General features: G+C 64.7%; 12 protein-coding genes. 6 read left to right on the forward strand and 6 right to left on the reverse strand.

The window, feature by feature from the left end:
- Positions 1 to 3: 3 nt before the first annotated feature.
- From flhB to IVB18_RS17280, 5 genes are all read left to right on the forward strand, one after another.
- A complete protein-coding gene (flhB, locus tag IVB18_RS17260) occupies positions 4 to 1083 on the forward strand; it encodes a flagellar biosynthesis protein FlhB (protein WP_247990228.1) in 1080 nt (359 codons plus the stop codon).
- A gap of 154 nt (positions 1084 to 1237) precedes the next feature.
- On the forward strand, positions 1238 to 3814 hold the full coding sequence (locus IVB18_RS17265) for a PAS domain-containing protein (RefSeq protein WP_247990229.1): 2577 nt from the start codon (positions 1238 to 1240) through the stop codon (positions 3812 to 3814).
- A gap of 267 nt (positions 3815 to 4081) precedes the next feature.
- Positions 4082 to 5083, forward strand: a complete 1002-nt coding sequence (locus IVB18_RS17270) for a Tim44 domain-containing protein (protein ID WP_247990230.1) — start codon at positions 4082 to 4084, stop codon at positions 5081 to 5083.
- A gap of 143 nt (positions 5084 to 5226) precedes the next feature.
- Positions 5227 to 5916, forward strand: a complete 690-nt coding sequence (locus IVB18_RS17275; RefSeq protein WP_247990231.1) for a lectin — start codon at positions 5227 to 5229, stop codon at positions 5914 to 5916.
- Positions 5917 to 5994: 78 nt separating this feature from the next.
- The gene (locus IVB18_RS17280) at positions 5995 to 6702 is read left to right on the forward strand and encodes a glutathione S-transferase (RefSeq protein ID WP_247990232.1); all 708 of its coding nucleotides are present in this window, start codon (positions 5995 to 5997) and stop codon (positions 6700 to 6702) included.
- A 309-nt stretch (positions 6703 to 7011) separates the two neighbouring features.
- On the opposite strand, the gene IVB18_RS17285 is transcribed toward IVB18_RS17280, so the two are convergent.
- The 4 genes from IVB18_RS17285 to IVB18_RS17300 all read right to left on the reverse strand — a co-directional run bounded on the left by IVB18_RS17285 (position 7012) and on the right by IVB18_RS17300 (position 10520).
- Entirely contained in the window at positions 7012 to 7686 is a 675-nt protein-coding gene (locus IVB18_RS17285; RefSeq protein WP_247990233.1) for an isoprenylcysteine carboxylmethyltransferase family protein, read from the reverse strand.
- Positions 7687 to 7803: 117 nt separating this feature from the next.
- On the reverse strand, positions 7804 to 7977 hold the full coding sequence (locus IVB18_RS17290; RefSeq protein WP_247990234.1) for a hypothetical protein: 174 nt from the start codon (positions 7975 to 7977) through the stop codon (positions 7804 to 7806).
- Positions 7978 to 8701: 724 nt separating this feature from the next.
- Positions 8702 to 9883 carry an IS110 family transposase gene (locus tag IVB18_RS17295; RefSeq protein WP_247983422.1) on the reverse strand — a complete coding sequence of 394 codons (1182 nt, stop codon included), beginning with the start codon at positions 9881 to 9883 and terminating at the stop codon, positions 8702 to 8704.
- A gap of 157 nt (positions 9884 to 10040) precedes the next feature.
- Positions 10041 to 10520, reverse strand: a complete 480-nt coding sequence (locus IVB18_RS17300) for a hypothetical protein (protein ID WP_247990235.1) — start codon at positions 10518 to 10520, stop codon at positions 10041 to 10043.
- Positions 10521 to 10764: 244 nt separating this feature from the next.
- On the opposite strand from IVB18_RS17300, the gene IVB18_RS17305 reads away from it, so the two are divergent.
- Complete coding sequence (locus IVB18_RS17305) at positions 10765 to 12435, forward strand: fumarate hydratase (RefSeq protein ID WP_247990236.1); 1671 nt, start codon at positions 10765 to 10767, stop codon at positions 12433 to 12435.
- 428 nt (positions 12436 to 12863) lie between these two features.
- On the opposite strand, the gene IVB18_RS17310 is transcribed toward IVB18_RS17305, so the two are convergent.
- Entirely contained in the window at positions 12864 to 13787 is a 924-nt protein-coding gene (locus IVB18_RS17310; protein WP_247990237.1) for an SH3 domain-containing protein, read from the reverse strand.
- Between the two features lie 15 nt (positions 13788 to 13802).
- Positions 13803 to 14099 carry a hypothetical protein gene (locus tag IVB18_RS17315; protein ID WP_247990238.1) on the reverse strand — a complete coding sequence of 99 codons (297 nt, stop codon included), beginning with the start codon at positions 14097 to 14099 and terminating at the stop codon, positions 13803 to 13805.
- Positions 14100 to 14140: the final 41 nt, after the last annotated feature.

The raw sequence follows: 14140 nt of genomic DNA on the forward strand, positions 1-14140 counted from the left end.
TCGATGGCGGAAGACAACGATCCAGAGAGCCAAACAGAAGACCCGACACAAAAACGTCTCGAAGACGCTCTTGAGCGTGGTGACGTTGCCAAAAGTCAGGAGATCAACACCTGGTTCATGATCGCCGGCGGCACGCTCGTGGTCTCGACCTTCTCGGGATCGGTGGGCGGCGGGCTGGTGACGCCGATGCGCAACCTGCTCGCCAACTCCTGGATGATCAAGACTGACGGCAGGGCCCTGCTCGCGCTGATGCAGCAGATCGAACTCGCAGTGCTGGCGGCGGTCGGCGTGCCCCTGCTGATGCTGGCGCTGGCGGCCATTGCCGGCAATATGCTCCAGCACCGGCTGGTATGGTCGGCCGAATCCCTGAAACCCAAATTCAGCAAGATTTCGCCCGGCGCCGGTTTCAAACGCATTTTCGGCAAGCAGGCGGCGGCGAATTTCCTCAAAGGTCTCGGCAAGCTGATCGCGCTCAGCGTGGTCATGACCATGATCCTGTGGCCGGAGCGCCACCGCATGGAGGCGATGGTCAAGCTCGATCCGGCGGCTATGCTTGGCACCACCACCAGCATGACCGTCCATCTGCTCGGTGCGGTGGTCGCAGCGCTCGCGATCGTCGCCATCGCCGACTACTTCTTCCAGTATCGGAGCTGGTTCCAGCGGCAGAAGATGTCGCTCCAGGAGATCAAGGAAGAGTTCAAGCAGTCCGAAGGCGACCCGCACATCAAGGGCAAGATCAGGCAGCTGCGTCAGCAGCGCTCCAGGAAGCGCATGATGGCGGCGGTTCCCAAGGCCTCCGTGATCATCACCAACCCGACCCACTATTCGGTGGCGCTGTCCTACGAGCGCGGCATGTCGGCGCCGATCTGCGTCGCCAAGGGCGTCGACAACCTCGCTTTCAAGATCCGGGAGATCGCGCGCGAGCACGACATCCCCATCGTCGAGAACGTGCCGCTCGCCCGCGCGCTCTATGCCACCGTCGAAATCGACCAGGAAATTCCCATGGAGCACTATCATGCGGTCGCCGAAGTCATCGGCTACGTCATGCGGATGAAGCGCGGATTTAGCGCCGGACGCGGATAAAATACCCGAAAAGTACCGGAAATGGCCGTAATCTGGGAATCAGCGTACGTTTCGCCCCTGCCGCCCTTGCGCCTGCGGGTCCGATTCAGGCAGGGAAGACCCCGCGCGCGCCGTAGCGCGTTGATTCTCTGCCGACAGGCTGAGCCAGCTTGAAATGACTGCCGAGACCGACCACGACCTCACACGAGAGCCCGTTGCGGCGCACGAGCCGTCGCCGCGCTCGGGCAGTATCGCGCTGGTGCTGCTGGTGGCCGCCGGCCTCGTCGCGGTCGCCGTCGGGCTGATGACGCTCGGGCGTGCGCAGGCACAGCCCTATATCCTCGGCATCCTCGCCGTGCTGGCGATGGTCGGCCTGTTCAACCTGTTCGCCTTTGCCGCCGGCATCATTCGGTTCGTCGACCGCAATCTCGACGATCCCGTGATGGGGCGCATCGCCGACCACGCTTTCGACGGGCTGGCGGTGACCGATCCGCGCGGCCATGTGGTCTATTCCAACGCGGCGTATCTGACGTTGACCGGCGCCACCGGCCCGCAGGACGTGCGTCCGGTCGAGCGCGTCTTCATCGGCAATCCCGACGTCTCCGAGGCGGTGTTCCGTCTGCTGAAAGCCGCGCGCGAGGGAAAACGGCAGCAGGAAGAGGTCCGCATCTCCGGCCATGACGGCAGCCAGGGCCGCTGGCTGCGCATGCGGGTGCGCCCGCTCGGCACCGGCAAGCGCGAGACGAAGTATGCGGTGTGGTCGATCGCCGACATCACCCGCGACCGCGAGCGCCAGGAGGACGTGTTCCAGGAACTCCAGCACGCGATCGAATATCTCGATCATGCGCCCTGCGGCTTCTTCTCGGTCAGTCCGGCCGGCGAGCTCGCCTATGTCAACGCGACGCTGGCGAACTGGCTCGACTACGACCTCGCCGAGATCGGCTCGGGCGGCTTGAAGCTCACGGACATCGTCTCCGGTGACGGCGCTTCGCTGCTCACCGCGATCGTGGCGGTGCCGGGCGAGGTGAAGACGGAAGTCTTCGACATCGACCTGCGCATGCGCACCGGCAAGACCATGCCGGTGCGGCTCTATCACAAGCTCGCCTTCGGCGCGGACGGCGCGCCGGGGCCCTCGCGCACGCTGGTCATCAGCCGTGCCCGCGACGAGCGCAGTGATCCCGACCGCGCGGCCGAAGTGCGCTTCATGCGCTTCTTCGACCACACACCGATGGCGATCGCGACCGTCGATCGCGGCGGCAATGTGGTGCGCGCCAATGCGCGCTACGCCAAGCTAGGGCAGGCCCTCGGGCTCGACAGCGCCAGCAAATCGATCTTCCGCGCGGTCAATTCGCGCGACCGGCACCTGCTGATCGCGGCCATCAACCAGGCCGCCGAAGGCCATGGCGATGTCGCGCCGGTCGAGGTGGCGCTCGAGGGTACGAAGGAGCGTTGGGGGCAGTTCTTCGTCACGCCGGTCGACGAAGCCGAGCATGACACCGAAGCTGCGATCGTCCACATGCTTGAGACCACCGAGCGGCGCGCGCTGGAGAACCAGATCAACCAGTCGCAGAAGATGGAGACGGTTGGCCAACTTGCCGGCGGCATCGCCCACGACTTCAACAACGTGCTCTCCGCCATCATGATGGCGAACGACTTCCTGCTGAACGCGCACAAGCCGACCGATCCGTCATTCCAGGACATCATGCAGATCAAGCAGAACGCGACGCGCGCCGCGACCCTGGTGCGGCAGTTGCTCGCGTTCTCGCGGCGGCAGACCCTGCGGCCGCAGGTGCTCGATCTCGGCGATGCGCTGAGCGACCTTGCCATGCTGCTGCGCCGGTTGATCGGCGAGAAGGTCAAGCAGGAGACCATCCACGGCCGCGACCTCTGGCCGGTCAAGGTCGACGTCTCCCAGTTCGAGCAGGTGATCGTCAATCTCGCGGTCAACGCGCGCGATGCGATGCCTGATGGCGGCAAGCTGATCATCCGCACCGCCAACGTCGCCGCGGAAGAAGCGGCCAAGCTCGCCTACAAGGGCATGCCGGCCGCGGATTATGTCCGCATCGAGGTTGCCGACACCGGTACCGGCATCCCTGCCGACATCCGCGACAAGATTTTCGAGCCGTTCTTCTCGACCAAGGAAGTCGGCAAGGGCACCGGTCTCGGGCTCTCCACGGTCTACGGCATCGTCAAGCAGACCGGCGGCTTCATTTATGTGGATTCCGAGCCGGGACAGGGCACCTCGTTCCACATCTTCCTGCCGCGCCACCATGCCGAGCCGGAAGCGCAGGTCGAGCAGCCGGCGGCGGTTGGTGCAACCAATGGCGCGAGGGAGGCTGCGCCCGCGGCGGAAGCCAAGCCGCGCACCGATCTCACGGGCCAAGGCACCATCCTCCTGGTCGAGGACGAAGAGGGCCTGCGAGCACTCAATGCGCGCGGCCTGCGCTCGCGCGGCTACACCGTGGTTGAGGCCGAGAACGGCGTTGAGGCCATGGAGGTGCTGGCGGAGCAGAGCGGCGGGATCGATCTCGTCGTCTCCGACGTCGTGATGCCGGAGATGGACGGCCCGTCGCTGCTGAAGGCGATGCGAGAGAAGAACCCCGACATCAAGTTCATCTTCGTCTCCGGCTACGCCGAGGACGCCTTCGAGAAGAGCCTGCCCGAAGGGCAACAGTTCGACTTCCTGCCAAAGCCGTTCACGCTCAGCCAGCTCGTGGCGGCGGTGAAGGAGACGATGGCAAAGGCGGGGTGAGAGCATGTTTCGATCGAAAGATCGGACGACAGCGGAGAGAAATCGCGCATAATCGCTCCAACGCGGGAGGGAGCCGAATCCCCCGTCGCAAAGGGTGCCGGTAACCGGCGACCACGGTTCCGCCGCGCTTTCCCGCCAAACCCCGCCAAATCCAAACCCCGCCAAATATGGGCTTTTGCCACATCCCCGCGACTGAGGGCCGCAGCCAGATGTTCCGAAACCGGCTTCACTTTTCGGGAAGGCTGACCATCTTAGGGGCACGTCCCCATGCCGGGGATTTGGAAAACACAGATGAATTTCTCGCAACGCAGCCGCAGTCTCTTCAAGACGATCGCCGTCGTGCTGGCGCTAGCGCTGCCGACTGCGCTGGCCATCTCGTCCGCTGACGCCCGCGTCGGTGGCGGCTTCTCGTCGGGTTCGCGCGGCTCGCGCACCTACTCGGCGCCGCCGTCGACCTCGACAGCGCCGGGCTCGACGTCGCAGTTCAACCGCACTTACACCCAGCCGGGCGCAGGCATGAACTCGGCCGCAGCCGCACCCGCGCGCGGCGGCCTGTTCGGCCGCGGCGGTGGCTTTCTGGGCGGCTTGGCGGCCGGCTTCCTCGGTGCAGGCCTCCTGGGCATGCTGTTCGGTGGCGGTCTGTTCGGCGGCCTCGGCGGCCTGTCGTCGATCCTGGGCCTGATCATCCAGATCGTGCTCGTCGTGGTCGTGGTGCGGCTGGCGATGTCGTGGTGGCAGCGCCGCCACACGCCGCGGGCAGCCTATGCCAGCGCTGATGCCGGTGCCGGTCCGGGACCGCAGACGAACAATCGCAGCGGTCTTGGTGGCGGTCTTGGCGGCTTCGGGTTCGGTGCCAACAACGCGCCGCTCGAAATCAAGCCGGACGACTATGAGGCGTTCGAGCGTCTGCTCGGCGATGTCCAGGCCGCCTGGTCGAACGAGGACGTGGCCAAGCTGCACACGCTCGCGACGCCGGAAATGGTCTCCTATTTCGAGCAGGACCTCGCCCAGAACCGCGCGCGCAACGCCGTCAACAAGGTGACCAACGTCAAGCTGTTGCAGGGCGACCTGGCGGAAGCCTGGCGCGAAGGCGAGACCGACTATGCGACGGTGGCGCTGCGCTTCGCGCTCACCGACAAGACGGTCGACCGCAACACCGGTGCGTTGGTGGCCGGCAGCGAGCAGCCGGGCGAAGTCACCGAAGTCTGGACGTTTGCCCGTCGGCCGAGCGCCGGCTGGGAATTGTCGGCGATCCAGCAGACCAACTGATCGCACGCGATTTGACGAACAGGGGCGTCGTGCTTCGGCACGGCGCCCCTTTTGATTTGGGCACCTCGCATCACGGAATAACAGGGCATGCCTCGGGTTCGTTCAAGTCAGGCAGCCAACGACAAACACAACCGGAGGAAGAGATGACCCGTTTCGACAGATCCGTGAAATCCCCAGCTCTTGTTCTTGCCGTGGCCGCATTTGCCTTGCTTGCGGCGCCATCCGCGCAGGGGCAGTCGGCCGACATGACCTTCTTCGTGACCTCAAGCGGCCCCGGCAGGGGAGCCGATCTCGGCGGCCTGGAAGGGGCCGATGCGCAGTGCCAGAAGCTCGCTCAGGCCGGCGGCGCCGGCGCCAAGATTTGGCGCGCCTATCTCTCGACGCAGGCCGCCGACGGCAAGCCGGCCATCAATGCGCGCGACCGCATCGGCAGGGGGCCGTGGCAAAATGCCAAGGGCGCGATCATCGCCAAGGACGTTGCCGACCTGCATGGCCCCGCCAACAACCTCACAAAACAAACGGCGCTCAGCGAAAAGGGCGAGGTCATCAATGGCAGCGGCGATACGCCGAACCGCCACGACATCCTCACGGGATCGCAGCCCGACGGCACGGCATTTGCCACGGGCGACGACAAGACCTGCAAGAATTGGTCGTCCAGCACGCAAGGTGCCGCGGTGGTCGGCCATGCCGACCGGCAGGGCCTGCGCGACGACGAGCCGTCGAAATCGTGGAACAGCTCGCACCCCTCGCGCGGGCCCGATGGCGGCTGCTCGCAGGCCGACTTGAAGAGCACGGGCGGCGATGGGTTGCTATATTGCTTCGCGTCGAATTGAGGCGCGGAACTCTCGCCACCGTCATGGAGTTCGTGGTTGCGTGCTAAACTCGCCGCAACGCAATCACGGACTGCTTCCATGAAGTACGAACTCTACTACTGGCCCGAGATTCAGGGCCGCGGCGAATATGTGCGCTTGGCGCTGGAGGAGGCGGGTGCGGCTTATGTCGATGTCGCACGCGGTCCGCGCGGCACCGGCGCGATGATGAAGATGATGGACGCGCATGGCGGCACGCCGCCGTTTGCGCCGCCGTTCCTCAAGTCCGGTAAGCTTGTCATCGGGCAGACCGCGAACATCCTGCTCTATCTCGGTGCCCGCCATGGGCTCGCGCCGAAGACGGAAGCTGGCCAACTCTGGGTGCACCAGCTTCAGCTCACCATTACCGACCTCGTCGTCGAGATCCACGACACCCATCATCCGCTCGGGCCCTCGCTCTATTACGAGGACCAGAAGCCGCCGGCGAAGAAGCGAACGGCCGACTTCTGGAGCGAGCGCGTGCCGAAGTTTCTCGGCTATTTCGAGCAGCTTCTCGCCGACAATGGCGGCGCCTATGTCACCGGCCGCAGGCTGAACTATGTCGATCTCTCGCTGTTCCAGATCGTCGACGGCCTGCGCTATGCGTTCCCCAAGCGCATGAAGGCTTTTGAGGGCGCTATCCCGGGCCTCGTCGGCCTGCACGACCGCGTCGCCGCGCGGCCGAACGTCAAGGCCTATCTCGCCAGCGAGCGCCGCATCCCCTTCAACGAGCAGGGCATCTTCCGGCGCTACCGCGAACTCGATGGTTAGCCGGTCCGGACGGCGGCTGGCGGCAGCCGCCGTTCCGGACCGGCCGTTTCGGGCGCGATCAATCGCCCGAAGACATCATAGCTCCTGAGCGTTCGTGAACGCTCCGGATCCAATCGATCGCCCGAATGATCGGCAACGGGAGGGAGGGCATGCTCGTCGGGACAGGGGGCTTGCAGAACATCGTCGCGTCTCCCGTTGCGTGGGCACGCCTTCTCTAGCGGGGTCCGGTTGCGGCGGCGTCGGCCGATCGGAGGAGAGCGAGCGCTTTTGCGGGAGGTGTCGGCTATTGCGCAACGCAGTGATGCGCGCTCACCACACGCCCGGCAGCAGGCGATAGCGCACCCGCGTCACATAGTCGGAATAGCCCGGCAGGCCCTCGCGCAGCGTGCGCTCCTCGATGCGGATGCGGACCGCAAACAGGACGAGGAAGAGAGGCACCATCGCCAGTCCCCACCACGAGCCCAGCAACAGCCCCGCGCCGGCGAAGAACAGGATCATCCCGCTGTACATCGGGTGGCGCACATGCGCGTACGGCCCCGTCGAGATCACGCGCTGTGCGCGCTGCGCTTGCAGCTTCACCACGGGGGCGGCGAACGAGTTCTCGCGGAACACCCAGAGCGTGAACAGCATCGAGAGCAGAAACAGCACGAAACCGAGCGCCTGCAACGCGACCGGCATGTCGGAGGCAAGCTGGCGCCGGTCGAGGCCCATCAGCGCCAGCCAGGCCAGCATCGCCACAACGAAGACGGCCATGAACACCTTGTCGGCGGCCGGCTGATCCTTTTGCAGGACTGGCCGCAGACGTTCGGCGAGCAGCGCCGGATCGACCCGATAGAGCCACCAGCCGCAGAGCGGGCCGAGCAGGGCGGAGGTGATCAGGAATACCCAGGCGGAAGGCCAATGGAGCGTCCCGGCGCACGCGAACAGCAGCGCGCCCATCGCGACGGTAACGATCGTGTTCTGCAACAGCAGTCTTGCGATCATGCGCAGGTCCTGGGTCAACCGCGCACGATATTGGTCCCGCTATCGGGCGAAGATGCGGCCAGGACGCGCGAAAGGCCCGATCGACCGGATCGGGCGATTCATCTTCAGGAGATTTGATCAGGCGAGTTGATCGATCCGCGTGCCCTGTCCCGGCGGCAGCGGCGCCGCCGGCGGCGGCTGATAGGTCGGGTCAGTGTCCTTGGTCTTGGCCTGATCGTCCTGCTGCTTGGTCGTGTCGTAGCTCGGCACCACGATCGCGATCGGCGGCGGTGCAACGCTGGAAACACTCATCCACAAATCCTCACAGATGGAAACAATCCACACTGGCCTGCGAGGGCCGAAACTTCCGTCAAGGCAATAGCTAAAATGCGAGGGATTTGGTGCGGTGAGACGCGCAGTCTTCGCGTCCGCAATTGCATCCGAGGGGGACGCTAGCGCTCTCCTCCGTCATTGCGCAGCGACGCAATCCAGAGTCCCTCCGCGGAGACAGCCTGGATTGCTCACATGGGGAATGTGTGTGTCAAGGATGAGCAGTCACCTTTTTGTTCGACTGCAGCCACCTCTTCGTCCCGACCGCGGGTTCTGCAGGATGGCGCGCGCAGATCAAGTCAAGGCCGGCCTGTTAGGGCCGCCGCGAAGCGGCTTGGCCTTGAGTTGAGCGAGCACGCCATCATGCTTGGTGCGTTGGGCCGATAGGAGCTCCTCGCGTTGGCGGTTCTGTCAGGGCATCTGCCATCCTCGCATTTGCGATCCAAGGGTCGAGCCGGTTCGACGATCTGGGTTGCTTGCCAGATCAAACTCACATTCGGTCGTCGCACAAGGCGACTGCACCACGATTCCGCTTGCGGCGGGCAGGCTCGAGAGGACGAGGCCATTCTTCGTTGCGGCGTTTGAAGCCATGCAATCCATCGGTTCGTCCACCCGGATCTTCCGAGACTGATCGGGCCTCGGCAGATGGGTTATGGTTCTTTCGTTGCGCGCGGGCGGCGAAGCACGCCGCTTGGTGCGGTCCGGATCAGGCGGCGGGCTTCATCACGGCCCCCTCGATGGTCTCGCCCGCGGTGACATACTTCCACAAGGTCACGAGAAGCTTGCGCGCCAGCGCCACGATCGCGCGCTTGCGGCCTTGCGGGCTTCGCTCCTTGAACCAGCGCGTCAGGGCCGACTGCGGCTGGTGACGTATCCACAGCCAGGCGAGCTGGATCATTGTGGTCCGCAGCCTGGGATTGCCGGCCTTCGACACGCCCTGCTCGTGCCGGATGCCTCCGCTTTGCCACGGCGTCGCCGCAAGCCCCGCATAGGCGGCGACCTGGCGGCGGTTGGAGAACTGCCGGTAGAACGCCTCCGACCAGAGCACGGCCGCAAAGTTGGCGCCGAGCCCTTTCAAGGCCAGCAGCATCGCCACCGGATCCGGCGCGACCTTGTCTGCAGCGTTCTTGTCTGCAGGCTTCCGGGCTGCGGCCAGCAGAGCATCTCGCGCGGCCTCGACCGCCTTGATCTGTTCCAGAAGCAGTTCGACCCGATCGAGCTCGCGGCCGATCTGCGCCTTCAAATGCGAAGGCAGCTCCCGCCCGTCGCCCGTGCGCAAGGCCTCAAGCCGCGCCCGCCGATTGCGCCGCAGCGGCACGTAGTCGGATATCCCCTGCGCGAACAGAAGACCCTTGATCCGGTTCACATGCGTGATGCGCTCGGCGATCAGCGTCGCTCGTTCGCGACACAGCCTGCGCCGGTCCTCCTCTTCAGGCGAGGGCGCAACCACCATCGCACAGACCCGCGGCTCGCCGCGCTTGTAGGCCAGAAGCGCCCGCAACAGCGCCTCGCCATCGAGCCTGTCAGTCTTGGCCCGCCGCCGCCGTCGCGACGTCGCAATCGAGGCGGGATCGACCACGTGGCTCTCAATGCCGTTCTGTTGCAGAACACGGTGCAGCCAGAACCCGTCCAGCCCAGCTTCCTGGATCGTGATGATCGGATAGCTCTCGCGGGTCCTGGCCTCCGCCTTGCGCCTGAGTTCCGCAAACAGCTTCATCAGCTCAGCCGTATCGCCGGCCGTGACGCTGTGCCTGGACATCTTCTCGCCCGTACCAGGCGAAAGTGACGTAATCACCCACGTCGAACGGCTCAGTTCCAAAGACACAAAAATTGCGCCAAACTGCGTCCGGATAGCGGTCGGTCCGTCGGAAGGATGATCGAGCAACATCGTCGTCTCCAGGTTGAGGGGGTCAGCAACCTCAGTCTGGCCTCAGACCTGGTCGCTATCCACTCCCCATGGAATCTTCGCTTCACTCGCAATGACGGAGCATGTGGCCGGTTGCGTCGCGACTCGCGCGGGGGGCAAGAGCGAGGACTGCGCCGATCTATTCGTCCTTTGGGCGCGTGATCGAGATCGCGGCGTCCGTCTTCGTGCGCGTGCATTCCATGTTCAGTCGCTTGTAGCGCATCGTCACCTTGTCGCCGCGCAAGAGGCCCATGCGCTTCAGGCAGCGCGTGGCGCCGGTCGTGGTGTCGTCCTTCGGCAGGGTGAAGGTGATCGCGGCGGCCGAGGCAACCAGGTCATAAAACTGCGGTGTCGGCTTGCGGTCGCCCTTGGCATAGAGCTCGTTGGAGTAAGTCTTCCCCTGCGCGCGGCAGCCGAGCGACAGCTCCTTCGCCGCCGGGTGGGTGAGATAGATGATGTTGGCGGCCTTGAAGTTGACCTTCAGCTTGTCGACGCCGCTGGCGAGCTGCTTTGCGATGTCGTCGCACTGGTCAGCGCGCGCAGGCGCGGCGAGGGTGACAAGGCCGGTGATGGCGGCGGCAAGCAGAAGCGCGCCGTGGACGTTCAGTTTGAAAATCATGATGAAAAGCCCCTGAGAGCGCGTATTCAATCGTCGGCGGGCGCAGAGCGCAAGGGGTGCAGCCAAGCCGTATCGGGCAAGATTACGATCCCTGTCTCTGGCGGATAGCGACCGGAGATGGCCGTCGTGGCACCGAATCGGGATGCCTCGACCGCACCAGAGCGCCTTCCATTTACGGCAAAAAAGCTTAGAACGCTTCTATGCTAGAGGCCCCACGAGGGCTCCAAAACCCGAGATCGACCCCATGAACGCTCCTACCGTCTTCCCCGACCCGTCAAAGCCCGTTCCACCCTACAAGCACACCCCGCTATTCCCGCTGGGCAAGGACGAGACGCCCTACAAGAAGATCACGGCCGAGGGCGTGCGGGTCGAGAAGGTCCTCGGGAAAGACATGCTAGTGGTGTCGCGCGAGGCGCTGCGGACGCTATCCGAAGCGGCCTTCGGCGACATCAACCATTACCTGCGGCCCGGCCATTTGAAGCAGCTCCGCGCGATCCTGGAGGATGGCGAGGCCAGCCCGAACGACAAGTTCGTCGCGCTGGATTTCCTGAAGAACGCCAACATCGCCGCCGGCGGCGTGCTGCCGATGTGCCAGGACACCGGCACCGCGATCATCATGGGCAAGAAGGGCTGCAACGTCATCACCGACGGTGACGACGAGGCGGCGCTCTCGGAAGGCGCGCGCGACGCGTATCTGCGCCGCAACCTGCGTTACTCGCAGGTCGCGCCGCTCTCGATGTACGAGGAGAAGAACACCGCCAACAATATGCCGGCGCAGTGCGAGATCTACGCCGAGGGCGGCTCTTCAGAAGTAGATTCGGCCTACAAGTTCATGTTCATGGCGAAGGGCGGCGGCTCCGCCAACAAAAGCTTCCTGTTCCAGGCCACGCCTTCGGTGTTGACCAAGGATCGGCTGCTCGCCTTCCTCAAGGAGAAGATCCTGACGCTGGGCACCGCGGCGTGCCCGCCTTATCACCTCGCCATCGTGATCGGCGGCACCTCGGCCGAGCTCTGCATGAAGACGGTGAAGCTGGCGTCGGCCCGCTATCTCGATGCGCTGCCGACCCATGGCTCGCCTGACGGCAACGCTTTCCGCGACATCGAGATGGAGCAGGAAATCCACAAGATGACGCAGTCGCTCGGCGTCGGCGCGCAGTTCGGCGGAAAATATTTCTGCCACGATGTGCGCGTGATCCGCATGCCGCGCCACGGCGCTTCGCTGCCGATCGGGCTTGGCGTGTCCTGCTCGGCCGACCGCCAGGTCCTCGGCAAGATCACCAGGGACGGCGTCTATCTCGAGGAGCTCGAGCACAACCCCGCGCAATACCTGCCGCAGGTCGAGCAGTCGCTCGGCGGAGAGGTCGTCAAGATCGACCTCAACCAGCCGATGAAAGACATTCTGGCGACCTTCTCGAACTATCCGACCAAGACGCGGGTCTCGATGACCGGCACCATGATCGTGGCGCGCGACTCCGCGCATGCCAAGCTGCGCGAGCGGCTGGAGAAGGGCGAGCCGCTACCGGACTACTTCAAGAACCATCCGGTCTATTACGCCGGTCCCGCCAAGACGCCCGAAGGCTACGCCTCCGGCGCGTTCGGTCCGACCACTGCGGGCCGCATGGATTCCTTCGTCGACCAGTTCCAGGCCGCCGGCGGCTCGATGGTGATGGTGGCCAAGGGCAACCGCGCGCCGGCCGTGCGCGAGGCCTGCAAGAAGTATGGCGGCTTCTATCTCGGCTCGATCGGCGGTGCGGCGGCGAACCTCGCCGAGCACTGCATCAAGAAGGTCGAGGTGCTCGAATATCCCGAGCTCGGCATGGAAGCAATCTGGCGCATCGAGGTCGTCGACTTCCCCGCCTTCATCATCATCGACGACAAGGGCAACGACTTCTTCAAGGAGTTGAATTTGGGCTGAGGGAGGTCATCTTTCTCTCAACTCGTCATGGCCGGGCTTGTCCCACGGCTGTCCGGTTCAGGCTTCGGCGTCAAAAAGCGAGTCGCTAGAGTCAATTAATGGCGTCGGGGCATAGCTGCGAATACTTGTTGTTCGCGAGAACACCGCAAATTTTCTTCATTGCGGACCTCAGCATACTCCGCTGCGGGTCGCTCGGCTAAAACGAGAGCGCAAAAATCGTGAGTCACATCAATGAATTTTGCGCTCATTACGAGTCGATGCGTCTCGTTGCAACCGTTTTGCCTGAACCGGACAGCCGTGGGCTTGTCCCGGCCATCCACGGCCTTCCGGGATCGCGGACAAGCGTGGATCACCGGGACAAGCCCGGTGATGACGCCTGAGTGCGAGGCGAGCCTGCGCCCATATTTCGGAGCCCTCGCACTCCCTCGCTAACTGCAATTCGTGACCTGGTTGGAGCACAGCCCGCGCCACCAGCCGCGGACGCCGTCCTGGCTCTCGACCAGCCCCCAAAATCCGCTGCAAGCGAGCAGGCGCTTCGGGCCGCCATCGGTGTCGATCGCGCCGCCGAGCTCGCGCTGGGCCGGCATCCATCTGGCGTCGACGAAGGGCGCCTGAAACAGCCCGCCCATGCGCGTGCCGCCATTGGCGTAGGCCGCGCCAACCTTGCTGGACGCGACCCAGCCACGCCCTGCATAGGGCTTTGGCGCATTGGGCGGATATCTTTTCTCGTCCTCGTAGTCTTTGCCCGGCGGCTTGGCGCCTTCGATCAGGAACCAGCCGTCCCTGAAGCCGATGATGCGGAATTCGGTCAGCCAGCCGCCGTCGGGCGTGTTCTCGCTGCCGCCGAGTTTTAGCCGGTAGGGTGGCGGCAGCGTGCCGAGCACGCGCGCCTTCACCGAGGGCTCGGCGCGCACGTTGAGGCCGTTCGGGTCCTTGTCGATCGACCAGGCGCCGAGATCGCAGGGATCGGTGCCCTCGGGCAGCGTTGCCCGCTTGGCCGCGAGATCGGCGTGCAGTTTTGCCAAATCGGTGTCGTCGTTGTCCGGATCCGGCGCTGTACGCGGCTTCAATTCAGCCGATACGGCGCGCTTCCCATCCGGTGTGAGTGTGACGACGAGCGCCTGGCGTGCAGCGAACACGCTAGCGGGCTCCTTCGGATCGTTCGACGTCATCGGATAGACCGCGAAATAGCCGGTCGAACCGTCAGTCCGATATGCTTCGCCGGCGACATAGCCTGCCGGCACCAGGGCGAGCGCGCTTGCGCGCCACGCCGGTTCGGTGTCATCCGCGCGCGCTGCGGCTTGTGTCGCGACACACAGGATCGCCGCCGCGACGAGACGGAGTGCGCGCATGGTTGCTGTGGGGGTTTACGCGCGGATGCCGGTGAAGGGGAAGCTGCCCATTGGGCCGATGCCCATCTCGCCGCTCATGCTGTCGCCGGAAACTGTTCCGATGAACTCGAGCGTCAACGGCATCGGATTGGTGATCGAGACCTTCCAGTTGACGGCGTCGCCGCTGATGGTGCCATCGAAAATCTCGGCGGAATTACCATCGGCGCCCTGCGTGCCCGCCAGCGTACCGCCGGAGCTCAACAGGGTCAGCGTCGCCTGGCGCTCGCCCATCGGCGTCGTCATTGTCAGATTCCAGTTTCCGTCAATGGCCATTCGTGTCTCCCAACAATCCGGATGAACCGCGACGATCCGCG

The sequence above is a fragment of the Bradyrhizobium sp. 186 genome (genome assembly GCF_023101685.1).
GTDB lineage: Bacteria > Pseudomonadota > Alphaproteobacteria > Rhizobiales > Xanthobacteraceae > Bradyrhizobium.